The 18592-nt window shown below is 41.2% G+C and carries 19 protein-coding genes; 9 read left to right on the forward strand and 10 right to left on the reverse strand.

The features are described from left to right. Positions 1 to 186: 186 nt before the first annotated feature. Together GTQ43_RS35165 and GTQ43_RS35170 are read right to left on the reverse strand one after the other, a co-directional pair. A complete protein-coding gene (locus GTQ43_RS35165; RefSeq protein ID WP_265277340.1) occupies positions 187 to 669 on the reverse strand; it encodes a hypothetical protein in 483 nt (160 codons plus the stop codon). A 158-nt stretch (positions 670 to 827) separates the two neighbouring features. Then, entirely contained in the window at positions 828 to 1214 is a 387-nt protein-coding gene (locus tag GTQ43_RS35170) for a four helix bundle protein (RefSeq protein ID WP_265277341.1), read from the reverse strand. Between the two features lie 223 nt (positions 1215 to 1437). On the opposite strand from GTQ43_RS35170, the gene GTQ43_RS35175 reads away from it, so the two are divergent. From GTQ43_RS35175 to GTQ43_RS35190, 4 genes are all read left to right on the forward strand, one after another. After that, positions 1438 to 2541 carry a tyrosine-type recombinase/integrase gene (locus tag GTQ43_RS35175; RefSeq protein ID WP_265277342.1) on the forward strand — a complete coding sequence of 368 codons (1104 nt, stop codon included), beginning with the start codon at positions 1438 to 1440 and terminating at the stop codon, positions 2539 to 2541. Positions 2542 to 2664: 123 nt separating this feature from the next. Further along, positions 2665 to 3357 carry a hypothetical protein gene (locus GTQ43_RS35180; RefSeq protein ID WP_265277343.1) on the forward strand — a complete coding sequence of 231 codons (693 nt, stop codon included), beginning with the start codon at positions 2665 to 2667 and terminating at the stop codon, positions 3355 to 3357. A 259-nt stretch (positions 3358 to 3616) separates the two neighbouring features. Continuing rightward, complete coding sequence (locus tag GTQ43_RS35185) at positions 3617 to 4165, forward strand: GNAT family N-acetyltransferase (protein ID WP_265277344.1); 549 nt, start codon at positions 3617 to 3619, stop codon at positions 4163 to 4165. 22 nt (positions 4166 to 4187) lie between these two features. Then, entirely contained in the window at positions 4188 to 4727 is a 540-nt protein-coding gene (locus GTQ43_RS35190) for a hypothetical protein (protein ID WP_265277345.1), read from the forward strand. Between the two features lie 641 nt (positions 4728 to 5368). Here the strand turns inward: GTQ43_RS35190 and GTQ43_RS35200 are convergent. From GTQ43_RS35200 to GTQ43_RS35220, 5 genes are all read right to left on the reverse strand, one after another. Continuing rightward, entirely contained in the window at positions 5369 to 5584 is a 216-nt protein-coding gene (locus tag GTQ43_RS35200) for a hypothetical protein (protein WP_265277347.1), read from the reverse strand. 278 nt (positions 5585 to 5862) lie between these two features. Continuing rightward, on the reverse strand, positions 5863 to 6165 hold the full coding sequence (locus GTQ43_RS35205) for a hypothetical protein (RefSeq protein ID WP_069069453.1): 303 nt from the start codon (positions 6163 to 6165) through the stop codon (positions 5863 to 5865). 463 nt (positions 6166 to 6628) lie between these two features. Then, positions 6629 to 8407, reverse strand: a complete 1779-nt coding sequence (locus tag GTQ43_RS35210; protein ID WP_265277348.1) for a bifunctional 3'-5' exonuclease/DNA polymerase — start codon at positions 8405 to 8407, stop codon at positions 6629 to 6631. A gap of 132 nt (positions 8408 to 8539) precedes the next feature. Further along, on the reverse strand, positions 8540 to 9094 hold the full coding sequence (locus GTQ43_RS35215; protein ID WP_265277349.1) for a hypothetical protein: 555 nt from the start codon (positions 9092 to 9094) through the stop codon (positions 8540 to 8542). A gap of 107 nt (positions 9095 to 9201) precedes the next feature. Then, positions 9202 to 9891, reverse strand: coding sequence for a hypothetical protein (locus GTQ43_RS35220; RefSeq protein ID WP_265277350.1), 690 nt, complete (start codon positions 9889 to 9891; stop codon positions 9202 to 9204). Between the two features lie 139 nt (positions 9892 to 10030). Here GTQ43_RS35220 and GTQ43_RS35225 point away from each other — a divergent pair, with 139 nt between their 5' ends. The 3 genes from GTQ43_RS35225 (at position 10031) to GTQ43_RS35235 (ending at position 13150) form a co-directional block, all read left to right on the forward strand. Then, positions 10031 to 10339 (forward strand): hypothetical protein, encoded by a 309-nt coding sequence (locus GTQ43_RS35225; RefSeq protein WP_265277351.1) that lies wholly within the window; start codon positions 10031 to 10033, stop codon positions 10337 to 10339. A gap of 111 nt (positions 10340 to 10450) precedes the next feature. After that, positions 10451 to 12418, forward strand: coding sequence for a M23 family peptidase (locus tag GTQ43_RS35230; RefSeq protein WP_265277352.1), 1968 nt, complete (start codon positions 10451 to 10453; stop codon positions 12416 to 12418). A 3-nt stretch (positions 12419 to 12421) separates the two neighbouring features. Next, positions 12422 to 13150: a hypothetical protein gene (locus tag GTQ43_RS35235; protein WP_265277353.1), complete on the forward strand. Its 729-nt coding sequence runs from the start codon at positions 12422 to 12424 to the stop codon at positions 13148 to 13150. Between the two features lie 275 nt (positions 13151 to 13425). On the opposite strand, the gene GTQ43_RS35240 is transcribed toward GTQ43_RS35235, so the two are convergent. After that, positions 13426 to 14520, reverse strand: coding sequence for a DUF5895 domain-containing protein (locus GTQ43_RS35240; RefSeq protein WP_265277354.1), 1095 nt, complete (start codon positions 14518 to 14520; stop codon positions 13426 to 13428). Between the two features lie 181 nt (positions 14521 to 14701). On the opposite strand from GTQ43_RS35240, the gene GTQ43_RS35245 reads away from it, so the two are divergent. Both GTQ43_RS35245 and GTQ43_RS35250 read left to right on the forward strand, forming a co-directional pair. After that, positions 14702 to 14905 (forward strand): hypothetical protein, encoded by a 204-nt coding sequence (locus GTQ43_RS35245; RefSeq protein ID WP_265277355.1) that lies wholly within the window; start codon positions 14702 to 14704, stop codon positions 14903 to 14905. 157 nt (positions 14906 to 15062) lie between these two features. Continuing rightward, positions 15063 to 16928: a type IV secretory system conjugative DNA transfer family protein gene (locus tag GTQ43_RS35250; protein ID WP_265277356.1), complete on the forward strand. Its 1866-nt coding sequence runs from the start codon at positions 15063 to 15065 to the stop codon at positions 16926 to 16928. Between the two features lie 139 nt (positions 16929 to 17067). Here the strand turns inward: GTQ43_RS35250 and GTQ43_RS35255 are convergent, their stop codons facing one another. Then, complete coding sequence (locus GTQ43_RS35255) at positions 17068 to 17721, reverse strand: N-6 DNA methylase (RefSeq protein WP_265277357.1); 654 nt, start codon at positions 17719 to 17721, stop codon at positions 17068 to 17070. Next, on the reverse strand, positions 17721 to 18575 hold the full coding sequence (locus GTQ43_RS35260; protein ID WP_265277358.1) for a hypothetical protein: 855 nt from the start codon (positions 18573 to 18575) through the stop codon (positions 17721 to 17723). The genes GTQ43_RS35255 and GTQ43_RS35260 overlap by 1 nt, the downstream gene beginning before the upstream one ends. Between the last annotated feature and the right edge of the window lie 17 nt (positions 18576 to 18592).

Consider the following 18592-nt stretch of genomic DNA (forward strand, 5'->3'; position numbering starts at 1 on the left):
ATCTCCACTAAATAATTACAGCAGATTCAAGTCAGGTGAACTACACCAAGTGTTCTGCTGCGGGGACACCTGGTGCTTGAAAGCATAAAAGAAAGGCGCAGGCGAATTTATTCTCTACGAGACGCTGCGCGTTAAGCGTAGCTATGCCGCAGGCTTTACGCCGTCCCCATTCTTCAATTCCCATGCTTAAGTTAACGGTAGTTCAGCACCGGAGTCTTCCCCAAAAAGCCAATCGCCATCACTGTTTGAATTTACCTCGCCATCCACTTGAAGATTTAAGGAAGGCACCAACTGTTCAATTTGGCTTTCAAGCCGGGAGAGCGCCAACGTCAAAGAAGCAAGTTGCTCCCTATCCTTCTTAATTTCATTTGAAATTCCCACCCGCAATTGATTTACCCTTTCCTGGAGGGTATGCACTTCCGTTTTGGTCGCAGAAGGAATACTCACTTTCTCTGACAGGGCGGCGATTTGAGCTTTCAAAGCTTCAATTTCAGCAGCAGTTGCACTATCTGCATTATCCGGACTCTCTTCAGAGAGTGCATTTCTAATACAATCCAGCACAAACTCTTTAAAAGTTAAGCGCAAATCCTCAGCACGCTGCTTGGCCCTCTTCACCAACTCCCGGTCTTCTTCAGACAGAAGTTTTATATTTATCTGCGGATATTCCACCAGTCCCTCGCGCTTTTGTTGTGGAGAAGTGAGAAGTGAGAAGAGTGGGGGAAGTGGGGAAGTAGGGGGAGTAGGGGGAGTAGGGGGAGTAGTGGAAGGAAATGCTCTTTCTCCCCCAGCTTCAAAAGCGATGGAATAGTTATTTACTTGCAAGTCTCTTAGTGCTTCATCAACCAAGATTCTGAATGATTAATCATATTGACTAATCCACTCAAAATCTGGTTATAGGTTCCGTAGAGTTCTCGACCAATCTCAACATCCAAGTAACCACATTTAACACTAAACTCTATCCAGGTTTGAGTTTCGGCTGCTTCTGACTCACAATCATTCAATTTAGCGACGAAAGCTGCCTCATATCGACGCTTCCTCCATGCCTCGGCTAAATTCGCACATACGGAACGGGATGAACGACGAATCTGATCGGTAAGCGAATACCTTTCCTCCACAGGAAACTTTTTCGATAATTCAAAAATTTGCATCGCCATATCAAATGCCATCTTATAAATTTCTAAATCTTGATGCTTTCTAACCAGTTCTTTAACCATTTGCTTCTCTGTCTAATATTTACTCACTCCCCCTACCTCCCCATCTCCCCGACTTCCCCTACTCTTCTCACTACCATCATCGCATACGGGATATCCGCGTATATACGATATAGATGATTCTAGATGGGCAATTTTGTAGTGTCTGGGAAACAACTATCATAAAGATACCGGGAATTGTCATTCTCGGCATCATAATTATCAGTGGGGGTTGGGGATTTATCTTATGGAAAATTTACCTGTATTAAGCGTGGAATCACTTGCTGTGGAGATGGTAACTCTGCCGCTTGATCAAGCCCGGGTTGCGCTTGTGGATTATTATTTTCCTAACCGCCAGAGAATTAATTCGACGGAGCAGCTAATTGAGCTATGGGTACATTCTGTCACTATTAAAAGCGACCAAACGCGACGGGCATATCGGCAAATTGGTTATGAGCTTGCCGATTATATGCAGTCGCGGTTTGGGATATCTGATTTGAGGATGGTAACGTTATTCCATCTACACGCAAATCTTGCTTGGCTAAAGGATGAAAAGCCAGTACGGGGAAAGAAAAATACTTATGGGTTGAGTAAAAATACGGCAGCTAAATACACTGCGGCGATTAAAAGTTTGTGGGAGTGGGGTACTAGAGCTTCTATTGGTTATTTTGCTATCGACTTGGGCAAGGACTTAAGTATCCAATGGGACGATAAGCTCGCAGAGCGCATTCTGTCGGAACGCGACATTGCTAAGTTGGAAAAAGCGGCGATTGAAGTAGATTTGCAACACAACACTAATAAGATGCATTGGCTGCTGTTGACTCTCGTCTTTTACAGTGGGGTGAGGGCGGGAGAAATTGCGCGGCAAACTTCTGATTATGGTAAGCGCATAGTTACACCGGGGTTATTTTGGCGGCAGTTTCGGGAGGATGGAGATTGTCTGTTATTAACTGTGACGGGGAAACGAAATAAAACCAGAACTATTAGTCTCGATCCGGAGACGAGTGCAGTGCTACTGGATTACCGTGGCGATGCCAGCAATGATCAGCCGGTGTTTCCCAGTCCCAGTCGTCGAGACAGGGGTAAACCTCTAAGCGATCGGGGGTTGCGGTTGATGATGGCGGAAATTTCTGCTTTTGCGGGAATTAAGTTCAGTGCCCACTTTCTGCGCCACACTCATGCGACGCTGGCTAAGAAAAATGGAGCTTCTGATTTTGACTTGCAAGCAGATTTGGGCCATGCTTCTCCGGCGACAACTGCAAAGTACATTCACCACGTTGGGCGTGTTGGGACTTCTCACGCACTGCGTAAAAAAAGCAAACATCGACTCAACCAAAGCGATCGCTCTTAAGGCGGGCGGGTACGCCATCGCGCTGATGCGCTCCAAAATGATAGTGTCAAGGTAGTTATCTTTTCGGGATGACGCGCTTATTCGGTCGTGTCCAGTCCCGGTTAACCTAGATAGTACCTAGACATGAGCCAAACAGGGAAAAACAAGAAACTGGCATCTTTTAACTGTGACCAAAAGATGTGGGAGCAGTTTATCGCCCGTTGTAAGTCGAAAGGAACGACGGCAACAGCCACGCTGACCCAATTTATCGAACTCTACCTAGATGATCTAGATAACCTTGATGCAATTGGTGGCAATAATTTAGATAAACGCCTCGACTCTAAGATTAAGGCAAGTGTTGAGGAGTACTTGGTTGCTGGTAACAATAGTCACCCCAACCCGACCAATGAAACGATATTAGCTATTTGCTCACGACTTGATAAGCTGGAGTCACAGTTTTCAAGTGAATCTAATAGCAACGAAACCGGAGCAATCCATAATCTCGCCGATTTATCAGAAAAAGTGGAGGGGATGACAGCCCGAATGACACAGTTTACTGAGGCGATTATTAAAATTCAAAATCATCTCAACAACCAACCGAGGCGGGGCAATAAATCGTACAACAACAATTCATCATTCATTGTGCATACTCCCCGAATGCAACCATTAACCGAAGAAGGTTTAGCTTCAAGACTTGGTGTAAGTCAAGAAACTGTACGCGAACAGCGAATTAAGCTGCACCCACCGCTTTTTGTGGCATGGTGCAAGGGCAAGGATAAATCGGGTATGGGGTGGGAATTTAACGAAAATACGGGATTATATCATCCGGCAAGTTAGTATTTTTATTATTTTCAAGAATTTCTGAATTTACGAGCGAGACCAAGAAGCCATTGTTTATGGTTGGTTGAGCGCTGATCCTTTACCTTACTATATGGATAAAGAAGATGGTTTGGTAGTTCTTGGAGACATTTCAGATGATGCTGTGCTTGCTGGTTGGCATAAAGCTATTGATATACGCATTCACATTTACTCTTTTATCTACCAGTCAAATAGCAGTCATAAGCTTTAATAATCAGTTGACAATTAGGAGCTTTAGGTGCAGCGAAAAATCGAGTTAAAAAGGGGTGTTGATAATACATCTGTTGAAGCCTATTTGGTAGATTTAGTCCAAAGACATGTTGATGATTATGTTAACGATTGGGTAGAAAGCTTAAGGTTATTTAGTCAAGAAGATAAATACTGGGATTGGATATTCAAATTAAGATATATTGACAATCAAGAAAATCTTGAAGGTTACGCAGTTGAGTGCGAAAACAAAACTCAAGGATTAATGATAATAGAAACGCAAATGCATGGTTCTCGATTAAATGTTGGTAAGAGGCTAGTTTATGTTGATGGTATTGCCACTGCCCCCACTAACCGAATCGAGATTCAACGCCCGCCTCAATTCAAAGGTGTTGGTCAAGCACTATTAAATTTCGCAAGAATTAGAAGTGTTGAGCTTGGGTATGAAGGTAGAATTGGGTTGCATTCCTTACCAAGGTCTGAAGGATTTTACGAAAAACAAAACATGTTGAACTGCGGTTCGGAAGAAGAATATGAAAATTTAGTCTACTTTGAGTATGGTGTATTGAGACGAAGATAAAGGCTGATCCGGGTAAAAATTTATGAATCATCAACAGCAAAAGGATAATTCTGAGGCAAACGAGTCAATAATAACCCAAGAAGCTATAGATTTACTTTTTGGTGAAGGATGGCTCGAAGAAGCTGTTTGCATCGAAGATGAAGCAAATTGCACTATTGGTGCTGGTTTAGATTGGGGTAATGCATTACCACCTTTAATGCTCAACCTTCCTTTATTTGGTCGCCTATCAACGCTGCGTGTATCTCTCAACCGCGAAGTCAGGCTAATAATTGAAACATGGGATTTAGGTATAGGTACAACTTCTGCGACAGAAACTGCAAGGGCACGTATTAAAGAGCGGTTGCTATCTCCTACGCCTGAGTTAATACCTCACTTGGAAGCTACTTTGTTGCAAGATGATTTATACGGTGAGGAGTTTATATCTAACCGCGAAGCCCTCAAATCGCTACTTGCAGTAGTTCTTACTGATGCTGATAGAGAAGAAATTGCAGAGAAGGCTGCTAATTCAATACGCACACAAGTTATGTCACAGGTGAATTTTTCCGGAAAACTTTCTGCGTAAAAATAATCACAATAATATCGCGTCAAATTCAAGCAAAATTAGTTTTCTGCAACCCAAAAGGAACTGATTGATGACTGGTAAAAACCGCAGTCGCTATTCTTCAAACTGGGATACTATCGCACTTGAGGTCAAATCAAAATCAGACTGGAAATGCACGCGCTGCGGTATGCAATGCTTACGTCCAACTGATAAAAGAGATGGGTTAAATCGTAGAGAACGCAGCATTAAAACGTTAGTGGTTCACCACCGAAATTATACGCCCGAGGACAACCGAGCAGAAAATCTCGCGGCTTTATGCAGCGGTTGTCATATGCTGTTCCATACGCGCAGACGGGGAAACGTATCACCAGGACAACTATCTTTGTGGTAGAAAAGCCAGTGGTTTAAGACAACTCAATAGTAGATAGTTGTGAGAAGGGTCGGTTCTAATGTCTCATCCATTTGAGTAGTGAAGCGTGTCTGCGACAAGCCGCTTTGCGTCTACGCGCTCGGTGAGTACTTCAAAATATCCTTTAAGATAGGCGCAGCGGGCTACGCCTACGGACTGGCGAATCATGCTCAATAATTCCTACTCGGTAACACCGCTTGCCTTGCTTTCACCCACTTTGAGTTCAAAGTATTTTTATGATTTTCAAATCTTCTCAAAAGGAACCGTTCAAAGCTTCATTATCCCGTGGCATATTGACGTTTTGAGCCTTAAAAATGATTTTAAAAGCAATATCTCTCGCTGACTGCTTCAACACTTGCAGATAAGCAACAGCATCATCACGTCGGCGGAATCTTTTCACAACAATATTTTCTTGATTGGGAATATCACGGACAATACACCACGGTTTTAATTGCTCAGAATAAGTCATATTTTACCCCTTAAAAATGCTGTAAAATAACCATGTTATGTGCTTTTAAATCGCCAATATTTACCTTAAACGAGGAGGTATACTCAAAGACAGGTCAAATTGATATTGACAATTAGAATTATGTGTGCATTAGATTTATTGGACAGATATATAGCGTTCAGACTGGAATGAAATATTGTGTACTCAATCTGAAAACCTTGCAGGGCAAAGCTTTTGTTTTAAAAACCTTTCAGTAATCAAACCGGATTGCTATATGTAGAATAGAAATGTTATTCATATCAAGGCGAATGAGTCAGACATAGCAATTGCCAAAGTTGTTCGGGAACTTCTTCAAAATGTTCCAGTAAAAAGTCCATGAATGCCAAATGTCGTAAATCATTAGGCTGAGGATAGCGTCTAAACTTACCTTGCTTAAACCAACCTCTGACCGTAGAATCAGAACGACAGCATATTAAGGCAATTTGTTCATAACTCACATCCCATTTGGCATAAAATTCTTCTGGTTTCATACCAAATTCCCAGTGACTGTAGAGTGAAATTAGATGAATTTCTCTTGCCCCTAAAATCCGGGGATTAGACATTAATGCACCTCAAATATGTAAATATTAAAACTCATTTTTTACATCAGGTATTTGTTAGTCACAGAGTTTATAGACACACCAATAAAACCCAATTAAGCGGGTTTTAAACTCTTGATTCACTCTAAATCTGCGTAAGCAGATATAGTTAAAATAGTTCCGTTATTTATAATGGCTAGAATACCGATTCAGGAATAGCCAGAAATAGTGGATAGGGTGTAATACGCTTGGGTTAAGCCTTTTTTCTCCCCCTGCTCAAGAACAGCCCGCCCCAACAGATAAATGTCCTTAACTAAACGGTATTGAGATAGGGCGGGGATAGTGCTTCGGATCAAAAACGAAACGCCCTCTAACCACATTTTGCACGAGCTATACTGTGAGGAGGGCAGTTGAGTTTTTGACAAATCTTCTCAGAATAGCTTTACTGCGAATCCAACTTCAGTCGTACTCGGCAAGTTGGGATAGTTCACCAGCTATTTGATGTTTTAATATCTATAATAACTGGAATAGGGCTGAGAAACTTTTGGGCAGCAGCAACCATACAATTGTGTAATATATGGCTAACTTGGTCAACTTCAGTCTCTGGACATTCCAGTACAATTTCATCATGCCTTACACAAATGAGTTTTGTTCTGAATTTAGCTAAGGTCGTTGAAAGTTTTACCATAGCTAATTTGTTGATGTCGGCATTTAAACCTTGTACTGGATGATTAAATAGCTCTGATAGTCGGGGCTTGTTTACCCATCTCCGTCGTCTATTTGCTAGTGTACGACTTTCCTTAATGCCTTGGATGTATTTACGTTTGATGTTTTCATGCCACTTAGCTATTCCAGGATAAGCTTCAAAGAATCGTTTAGAGAAAGCTTTTGCTTGTTCTAATGTCATTGCCACCCCATATTTTACTTGGGCGTAAATTTGGAGTTTGGCAGCGCCCATACCGAAAATCAATCCAAAGTTTATTGCTTTTGCTAGTCTGCGGTCTTCCTCAGTCACTTCATTGATATGTTTTCCAGTTACTAGAGATGCTGTTAATCGATGTAAGTCAGCCCCCTGGCGATAGACTTGGCACATCTTTGTATCACCACTAAGCCGAGCCATAATTCGTAGTTCTATTTGGGAGTAATCGGCTTTGATAATTTTATAGCCGGGGGCAGCAATGAAGCAGCTACGAGCGGCTTCATCACGGGGAATATTTTGTAGAGGTGGTTTGCGGCAAGAAAATCTACCGGATTTTGCCCCTAATTGATAATAGTTGGGATGAATTCTCCCAGTTTTGGGGTGGATATGCTGGGGTAGTTTCTCGGTAAAAGTGCCGATAATTTTAGATAGACGGCGGTAATCTAGCAATGCTTGAATTATGGGATACTGTGCAGCTAAAGAAACTAATTTACTTTGATTAGTTGAGTTGATTTTAATACCAATAGCTTGTAGAGCAGCCAAAACTTGCTGAGGTGAATTCGGGTTTACTGCATCTGTCAGTTCTGGCAGCAATGACATCTGAGAGCTAGCAATACGGAGTTGCTTGAGTTGGCTTAAAGCATCTGTTTTTTCAGCTTCTAGTTTTGCACCCAGTATCTGCCATCGAGACAAGTCAAATAGCATCCCGTTAAGTTCCATTTGAGCTACAACAGGCATACACTGAAATTCCAGTTGGGCAATTTTGAGTAACTTTGCCTGCTTTAACTTCTTGAGGAGAATTGGGTAAAGGTCAAGTAATATGGCAGCATCTACGGCAGCATAGTGCAATTGAACCTTGGTAAGAGGTTTACACCAATCGCTGATTTGTTGAGTTTTATCTAGTTGAAGGTGTAGTAGCTTTTTAACTATATTTTGTAAGGATGAGCTTGTTTTTAATCCTGCGGTTATAACTTTATAAGCAAGTTGGGTATCAAAGAATTTACCGGAGGGTTGAAGTCCTGCGAGTGTGAGAAATTGCCAGTCGAACTTGGCATTATGAGCAATTTTGAGAGCAGAGTTACTAAGGAGTTGTTTTAAAAGTGAGCGTTCGCTTTTGGGAATAGCTGGTAAATCAATTAGTACTACCGGATGGTTTGGTGCAGCTATTTGAATCAGTCTAATAGAATCAGTTAGAGGGTCAAGTCCTGTTGTTTCACAATCTATGGCTAAAATTTCTGCCTGAAACAGAGCTTGGAGAGCAGAATTAAGAGTTGAAACATTGGAAGCAAGAGTATATTCTGGAGTAGAAATACTGGAATTATTTGTATTTATTAAGCCTGTATTCATAATAAATTAAATTTGAATTTCTCACCTAGAAGCGATAGCTTGTATATCTAGCAACTTCAAATTAGTTTTATAGAAAGATTTGAAACCCTATTAAAGAGAGGTAATACTATCGATATTCCTCTCTTTATATGATTAACTGACTTTACGTTTACCTGTTTTTGCAATGTTATAATGCTGAATATTCTCTGGAACAGATGTAAAAGCAGTAGGAGCCAATTCTCTAATAATGGGTGTGACAATTTCTGGTGCCAGTTCTAAACGATGCTTAATCTGTGCTTGCAACCAGGCTAAAGGAACACTTTTACTGTTGACTTTTTGTTTAATAATTAAGTCAGGATTGGATGTTGAAGCTTTTTTTATGGCAGTAGCAATTTTTCTGGCTGTCCGTAAATCAATTTTGTCTACATCAATGCTAATAAAGTTGTCTGGTTGAGGTTCTGATTTTGATGTAATACGGTTAGTTGATTGATTTTGATTTTCCAACTTGAGAGGTTTATTAAGATTAATAGATTCTAGGTGTGATTGTTCATCTGTTGTGTTGTTAGTATGGTATTCGATGTTGAGTGTAAATTTCTGCCACAGATGGACTATTCCCACAACGAAATCAACGACCATCACAATGGCATATATGGCTGTAATTCCAATGATGAGATGATTTAAAACTTCTTGAGTTTCTTGAGTATTCATGATGACTAACTTGGAAATTTATGTTCATAATTAAAGAAGCGATCGCTTCCATTTAACAGAAAAATCCTCAGATGAAAATTTTAATCGACTGAGGATTTATGGAAAATTTAGAACAAGCTAATTTGCACAGTTGAATTTGATGAAGGTTTAGGAGTTGGAGTGCTTTGGGTCGAGTCTAAGTTAGGCTTGGCATTAACATTACGCTTACCCCATCCCTCTTGTGCTGCGTGTTTAACTACGCTGCGTCGAATTGACCTGCTAAGATAGTTGAATTCATTTTTTACCTGATTAAAATGAATGATGCGATTATTGCTCGCATTGTTCGTAGCACCATCACCTAGAAATTCATAAAAACTCTTGCAACCCTTTGGTAATTTATCGTATTTGGTTAAAACTTCATTACCTGCCCAAAGATAAAGGTCAGCGTAGTCTCTATGCAGAGGTGCTTCGTAAGTTGCTGGCATCATGTAGGTAAGAACTTCTGTGGCTGTGCTGGAAACACCAACCTGATCCTGTTCGTATTCAGTGAAGATAAGTTTCAATCGCTCCTGAATACAAGCAAACTTCAGCCATTGGGGAATCGTATCACTCCAAGGACTGCGATGAATTACCAATGGCCCTGCAAGGTAGCGAACATGGTGTAGGGAAAATTCAGCTATTTCCAAAAGACTTGCTAATAATTCTTTTGGTGTATTTAAACTTGCCAAAATTTGCAGCATTTTTCGGGTGTTGTCTGGCAGTTTGGTACTATTACCATCACTGATTTCTGCCATTATTTCTGGTGAAATTAAATTCATTTGCTCCATTTGTCATCTCGATATGAGCGCATCACCAAAAATAGCCAATCGGCTAAAAAATTAATGTCCAATAGGTGAAGGCTGATATTAGATAATTCTTTTTATGCTGGCATTGATACAGGTTTTTTAGGTAATGCCAATGAATAACGAACCCACAATTAACCAAAATCTTGATACTGACGACAGTAGTAATTATCAGTCTGGCAGTGGCTATCAATCTTTATGTTACGGTGTTGAGCAATTAAGTTCTGGAGATAGTAGTAATCCCTTGCAAACAGACCAATTTAGGGATGGTTATCAAGAGAATATTTTTGAAATCAATCTTGGGGATACACCTTACACTGAATCGGCTGCTAATCCCAATCCTCAATTACCAGGATATGGCTCTGGCTCCGGTTACAAGTCTAAGAAAAGTCAACAGTCAGCATCGCCAGAGCTAGAGTTATAAGTCATCTTTCTACTGATAACTATACCCCACAAGTAACAAATGAATGGTTTACATTAAATAAATTACTTTGCTTATTGGGGTATAGTTGCTGTCATTTTTAAACCTAAAATTATGAAGATACCAAAAGCATGGATATCTCTTCTGGTTGTCATTGCTTGTATTATTTATAGTATCGCCGCACAAGCTACAATCAACACAATTGGTGATGGCAATTTACCGACTCGAATTGTAGAAGTTGCAAATCCTCAGTCTCGACTACCTGCTACTAAAGTTTTGCTGCCAGACTGGAGCCGCATTTCTCTGGGCCAGCTACCAGGTATCAGTCAATCCGGTGCAATTGATGGCAGTCCCTACAGCCAGACACTGGGTTATGACCTGAGTCGCACTTGGAATGTGGGTATGACTCCTGACCAATATTTGAAGTTAGGAGATATCAGTGAAGCATTACAGGCAGAGGAGTTTTCTTTGCAGGCGATCCAGGCGATCGCTCTCCGCACACAACCAGAGGCGAACACAGACATTAACAGTATAGATTTAAACAAAATTGCCTTGAGTGAATTTCCTCTGATTGGGGAGCAGACATTGAGCCATCTAGCTCAGGTTGTTCCAGAATTAGCTAAGACACAAGTAAACAATATTACACCTGTTGCAACCTTACTAAAATCTCACTTAATTACTGCATCTAATTTAACACTAGCTCAGGTACTAACACAGTATGAAGTTGGGCAAATGAAGCTGGGACAAATCGACTTGTCAGAGTTTTCTATTTCTTCAATTCCTAACTTAGATGCAGTACAGCTACAACAATTTACAGGTTGGATGAATAGCAATGTTTCGGATATTCCTGGTTTGGGACAAGTACCTTTAGGATCAATGCCTAATCCCATCACTGAAATTGGTAGCTTGGTAATGCGGATTGATGTAGTTTATGGCCCAACAGAAAACCGCCGTAACAATACGATTTCTGGTTCAGACGTGCAAGGGTTTTCTGTGCCTTGTACTGAAAAAGACTGCGCCTATTTAGAATTGGACGATTTGGAGAATACAGGTCGTAGCGATCGCGGTAAGTTGGAAGGAAAGCAGTGGATTTCCGGTAAATACCAAGAAGTTGAGGGCGGACAGGGTATCCTGAAAGCGGTGAATAACGGTCGGGAACCAACAGGACGGCTACCGTTTGGTAAAGCTTTTAAGGTGGTGGTAATGGAGCCGGATGAAACCACTGATACGGTAGATACGGCTTTGTTCTTTCGGTTCTGTGCTTGGCGAATGGGTTGTACACCTTACTTTATCGGGCCTGTTCCTTTTTTCAGCTACAAGGTCAACTCCCTGATGTTTGTAGGTAATTTGAACGAACAAAGGACAAATACTGCGTCTCTACCAACTGGAGCTACAAGAGAGCCTAAAGCTAGCACTACCAACCGTACTGGAGTAATAGAGAAGATTAATCCATGCACCTTTAGTAGTGCTAGTCAGTCGATAACAGGTCAATCATTCTCCGGTATTGATTTGCGATCGCTGGGAAATGCGATCGCGGAAATTGAGAGCGCTGGTAGCGGGGATTACAAAGCCATTGGCATACATACCTGTGCAGATGGGGGTTTGAATTGTGGTCGCGCTCTCGGTCGCTACCAGTTCATGAGTTATAACCCTTATGCAGTACAGTTAATTGCTGCCAAGCCTGGAGGTCAAAAGTTCTTGAGTCAAGTAGAGCAAGGGCATCAACCAACAGAGGCTGAACTATTTGAGTTTTTTCCTCCAGCCGACCAAGATAGGGCATTTATGGCTGATATGGCTAACAAAATTCAAGTGACACAAGAGCAAATCGATCCGGCTACAGGACAGCCATTTACGGGCGAACGCCTAATTGAACGAGTGGCTCAAAAGCATTTTGGTGGTGATTATAGCAAAGTTGATGGAAATGGCTCAGATGCCCTTGGTCGTCTCAGTCTCAAAGATTACGGCAAAACCGCTTTAGCTAGTTATCGCAACAGTAATAGCGATAATGGAACGCTGACCTGTTCTCCAAATGTAAATTATAGCTACATCAGCACTGCTAAAAATACTGAAAATGGGAGGTAGAGTATGGCAGATTTATCTAAAACTTTTATTACTTCACCCCATGAGATAAAAGAAATATTTGATCCTGAGTTGCATTCAAAAATAGACCTTGGGCAAACAGGGGAAGGAAAGGGAGTTTATTCTGACTCCGCCTCCCCTAGTCAGTCTCAACCACTGAAGACAACTGCATATCAATTACCAGCACCGACTATGAGGGTACGCTACTGGGTTCATTGGTTTCGCATTGGTTTGGGCATCTTTTTGTTGCTGTCGATTCTCATGAGCTTAGGGGGCTGTAGCTTAAATGCGGCAACCGTTACTTGGAACAAAGCTGCTAATGTTGTGCCTGCTACAGTCGTTGAACAGGTGATTGTAGAAAATACAGAGTTAAATTCCAAAGTATCTGCTAAAAATATACTGGCTTGGAGTGTGGAAGGAAAAGACGGCAGGTTCGCAGTTTTCAACTTGAATACGCCTGATGTCTGTGGTGCTTTGGGATGTCTGCATACTGGTTACTGGCTCAGAAAGGACAAACCAATTACTCAGGTATTCTTGAGTTACTTGAATTCCAATCTGCCACCAGATAAGCATTTGTTGTCAGTGGGAGAGAACCGAGGTCAGGCATTACCGTGCATTAAAGTACTGCAAACCGAGCAAGAGCAGCTACGCCAATTGAATTTTTGTTTCAATGGCACTGGCTATCAACTTGCTGATAGTCAGCTTTTCACTACTGGTAAAAATTCCCAAAGTTGATAACTCGAAATCTAGAAGAAAACTCTGCCATAGTCATCTTAGCTACGGCAGAGTTTTCTTCTAAAACCTCTAGGAAATTCCCATTAAATCGGTATCTAGGTCAATTGTGGATGAAGAGTGCTGAGTGCTGAGTTAAAAGGCCGCCCACAAGTGGATGCCGTGCGGGGCATATACCAAGTACATAAGTACTGAGTGACTTTTAATCTACTCAGAACTCATGACTCAGCACTGAGTAGTAGGTAGTTTACCAGCACAGACGCTATAGTTGCATTGGACTATTCCTCATCATCTAGTTCATCGTCTTCCTCCTCAAAATCATCATCGTCTAACTCAGCTTCCAAATCGTCGGTTTCATCGAGGAAGTCGTCATCGTCAATAAGTTGAATTTTGCGAGGTGGCTTGGTCGCTGGTTTGGATTTACGAACGCTTTGAGTTTTGTTCCTATTTTTATTTGGTGGCAATACTTCCACGTCTACAGATACCGATTCTCCTGGCAAAGCAGGTAGGGATTGAGGTTCATTAAAACCAGCGATCGCATCATGTTGTTGCCAAATTAAGGCTTTAGCTGTGGGCTGACCCAAATAAAATTGAGACAGATTTTCAACGGTGGGTTTAGTATAATCTACAGTCTTACAACAGTCGTGTTTATTCTTACCTTCGCCCTCTTTGACAGCTTTGAACTCGACTGACAGCACACCTAAGCTACGCCACCTATCGTTTTTGCCACTAAATGGCACTTGGAAATAGTCAGCAAAGGTTTTCTCCAAAGAACGGTAAAACTCCTCACGCACTGACTTAAAACTCCAGAGAGCTACATTCTTAAAGCGGACAACGACAGGAGTAGTATGCAGGGGTTGATTATCCTCATCCAGAAACACCAGTGCATGTTCTGAACACACATCCATTGTTTTCTTGTCAAGGTTATGTTTGTATTCATCATAAAGCCCAACAAAAGAACCACCTAAGTCTTCAACATCTGATTTATAACGGATATACTCTGGCACAAAAGCTAAAACTAGTAACCGTGCTTGAGTAATTAAAAGTCCAGTAACATCTTCAGTTAGGGTGACAATAGTTAGGTCGTTCTCCTGTGGCATATCAAGCCAGCCAGCCTTTTCTAGCTGGTCTTCTGGAATTAGAAGTCCGGCGGGTTTGTCATTAACGACAATGCCGTAAGGCAGTAACGGTCGTCTAACTTGGTTATAACTGTCGCTGAGAAGTTCTGGATCAATATCGTCAATATCAAGGTCTGACAATTGAGTGTTAGAAGCTTTCTTATTGGCTGCTTGAGTTTTGGTATTAGAAGCAGCAGTTTTGGCAGTAGATTGATTGGAGCGATTAGAGTTGTTTGAAACCCTAGATTTAACCATTGGAGTACATAAATATGATTGTCCAACGCATGAGGCGTTAGCCTCAAAACTTATTTACCAATCGTTGTTTATGAGGCAATTACTCTCCACCACAGATTTAAATTACGCCATCAAATAAAGTATCTTGAATGCTAATTTACAAACTAGCGAAAATATATATGAGGATGAAAGGAGGTTAATCATGAAATTATCACCACTATATATACAGTGGGAGCAAGAGGCTCAAAAGCAAGGGCAACGTATGGTTGTAGAAAATTTACTAACAGTTCGATTTGGTACGCTATATGAACAATTAGCCACAATTATTCAGCCTATTCTAGAGTTACCTTCACAAGAGTATGCTTCTTTACTGTTGCAGTTATCGAATCTCTCACGTGAGGATTGATTGGCGAAGTTTAGCAGCAATCATTCATAAAGATGTCCTGTATCTGAAACTCCTCTAGAAATAGAGTTTCTAACACCTCTAAAAAAATGTCCAAAAGGTCAATACCCTAGCTTTCACTTGGTAGCTAAAATTTCTGCTAAATGCATACTTCACTGCTATGAACATTTCCCAGAAAAATCTACCACACAACCAGATCACTGCTAACTCGACATTAATTGAAGTGTCATCCTTCCAAGCACCTCTGGCTAGCATTGACTTTGGCAAATTATTTCAGCAGTATAACAATCCCCAAGGTTGGATGATGGTAGGTGGAATACTGTTCGTTATACTGTTGTTGCAAATCAGTGGTAGTGGTAAGGGAAAAATTACCACTGGTAAAGTCTCCGGTATTAGCGAGAAACTAGCAGCAACTAACCTAGCACTCAAGCAAATCAAGGAGTGCAAACACAATAAAGTTACCCTGTGGTCTGGAACTCCTCGCTATTGGGTAAAAGGTAAATGGCGAACGCTAATTACTAATCTGCAAACAATGTTAGGTGCATCTCCTACAGTTTGGTTTCCCAATGCCGAAAGGGGAACACTGGTAATAGGTGCGCCTGGGTCTGGTAAAACCTACTCAACCATAGACCGGATGTTAGAAAGTGCGATGCAGCAAGGTTTTCCGATTTTACTCTACGACAAGAAGGGCGACCAACTACGACTCCATGCACCCTTAGCAGCCCGTTATGGCTATAAAGTACGAGTATTTGCCCCCGGTGAACCCTTTAGCGGTGTGATCAATCCTTTGGATTATATGCGTGATGCACGCGATGGGGTAATGGCGGGGGAAATTGGACAAGTGATTAACCGCAATGCTTCCAGTGGTGGTAAAAGTGATGAGTTCTTTGCTAAAGCCGGTGACTTGTTAGCTAAAGCACTATTGCAGTTAGTCAAGGGTTCACCTTACCCAGATATGGCGATGCTTTATGCTGTGCTGCGGTTGCCAAAACTGGTGCAACGTCTTGACCATGCGGTACAGTCCAAAAGGTTGGATGAATGGGTGGCGACTTCATTTATTCAATTTTTGAGTGCTAAGGATGCAGAGAAGACTATTTCGGGGATTTTGACCACAGCAGCAGGTACTTTCTCATCTTTCATCCAAGCTGATTTGCTGAGGGCATTTATAGGGAAATCGGATATTCCCACTAAGCTTGAAGGTAGAGAGATGGTGGTGTTCAAGCTAGATGATGAACGCCGCAGTGTGGTTGGGCCTCTGCTGGCAGCTGCAATGCACTTGATGATTGTCGGTAATTTAAGCCGTCCGCGCAAAGATCCGTTGATTATTTCTTTGGATGAATTGCCATCTATAAAACTAGACCGCTTACCGCAGTGGATTAATGAATATCGTTCCAATGGTGCCTGCTTTATTCTGGGTATCCAAAGTTTAGAGCAACTTTACGATATTTATGGAGATAAAATGGGGAGTGCGATCGCATCAGCTTGTAGTACCCATGTTTTGTTTAATCCTGGTAACTACAAAACGGCTGAGGATTACTCCAAACGCTACGGTGAGAAGGAAGTGCTAATTAAAAATCGTACCACTGGGCGATCGCTTGGCGGACAAATGAGCCGTTCAATTAGCTGGAGTGAGAATTTACAAAAAATGCCTGTAATCAGTGCTGACGAAATTTTGAAATTTCCTCAAGGCAAGTGCGTAATTACCAGTCCTGGTTATAGTTCCGAGGGACAAGCTTCTATTCCTTATCCTTTAATTATTCCGGTGTCCAAAGCCGATGAAAAACGGGCGCATGATAGTGAGACTCTTTGGGACACACAAGTTAAACCTGCTTTAGAAAGTCAGGTGACAATTCCAGATATTAAAACGCTAACACAAGCATTACATGAACGGATTGAGTCAGCAGCGCGGATGTTGCCATTACCAGAAGAAGATGTAGCACCTGCACATGAGTCTAATAGCAGTGAAACTGATGTTTTAGAAAATTTCCCAGCACGAGTTTATCAAACACCCGGATTGCAAGGATAAGAGACTGGTAGCTTTTAAGAAGCGAAATATTGTTGGATATATTGTTGCTCACAGCGTAGAATGTTCAGGGGGTGTATGTTTTCCTGTTGCTAGTAATTTGAGGATAATCTGCGCTTGGTTGAAGTGGTTAAAGCAAGTGCTATTTCTCAACATTATTTTGCCATACCTCTTTGATAAACTTTTTGAACTCTTCTAGAATCAGAGGTAAATCACTATCAATTTCTTGGGTTTGTTGCCCATTTGTAATTGGACGAAACAGACGACGACCTCGACTATCAAAACCAATTTTATCCGCAACTGCCATAAAGATTGAGTAATCTTCTGGTATTGGTAAATCTCCACCTTTGCGCTGAAGAATTAAAAAGCTGGTGATAATTCCCAATCCACATTCTACCTGAAAGTTTTCTGTAGGTAACTGAATGGAAGCAATTAGCAAAGCCATGTCTTTTAATAGCCATTGGCGAAAGTGTGCTTGGTTAGATGAAGACAGAATTCCATTAGATACCAAGATACAGACTATTTCACCAGGTTGTAATTGATTTAAACACTCTTCTACAAATAAGCACTCTTGTTCTGCTTGGGTTTTCAACTTGGATGTAATAACGTAGCTTCCATCTCCGTGTTTTATCCATTTATAAGCCATCTCAAATCTAGCTAGTTCTGAATCGGAAGTGAGATTAATTTTGCAATAGGGAGGATTGGCAAGTGCTATAGTAGGCAAGGAAATTGGCAGAGGAGGATTACTGACACAATTTTGAAATAGTTGTTGCCACTCAGTAATTTGAATTTCCATCAAAATAAACTTCCTTGCAACATATTTTGTGCTTTAGTATTTTCGTATTTGATACCATTAATCAGCAAACTATTATTTAGCTTCGGTTTAGGTGTTGATGCAGGAGTTTCATATTTTAAATTTGGTCGAATAAAAGAAATACCCTTGCCAGTCAGGGTGTCTCCGATGACTAAATCTCCACCCAAACTAGGAATAGGCAATGCCAAGTAGGGAGCGTAAAGCATGAAGTTTAAACTTGCTATTTTTATTAGTAGCGAATCCCACTCCCAGCCTGTCAAACTGATGGCATAATTGGACATTTCCAATGCTAATCTTCCTGTACCAAGTGCTGGTTCATATATATGAAATGGTGCTATTGCAGCAGAACTGTCAACTGCTGCAATAGCCATTGTCCTGGCTGTCCAAGTAGGAGTAGGATAGAATTTAGCTCTCGATTGTCCGTAACGATTAGCAGCTAACAAATGACCGAAGTAATCGAAGGGACAAGAAATCAAAAGCTTCAGTTCCAGTTCTTGAATAAGACGATTACTCGCACCGTTATATTCCTCTGGCTCATAAGGCAATTTAGCAATGCTGGGATGCCCTAGAGCATAAAGTAACCAGTCAGTGAAATAGGGAATAAATCTGGAAGGACTGTCACATCCACCTTTAGGAATAGATTGCAGACAGCTTGAGAGCATCTGTAAAACTTGAGGATGTCCTAAGTCTAAAAACTCAGTTTGTGGTATTTCTTTAGGTAGTTCTCCAGTTTCCATTGTCCATCGCCATTGCTCCCACCTACCTTGATATTCATCATCTAATTTCAGTAGTTTTGATAATAGCCATCCATGTTCAACAGTTGATTTTAGTACCATTGGGATTATCTGTAACA

Source organism: Nostoc sp. KVJ3, assembly GCF_026127265.1.
GTDB lineage: Bacteria > Cyanobacteriota > Cyanobacteriia > Cyanobacteriales > Nostocaceae > Nostoc.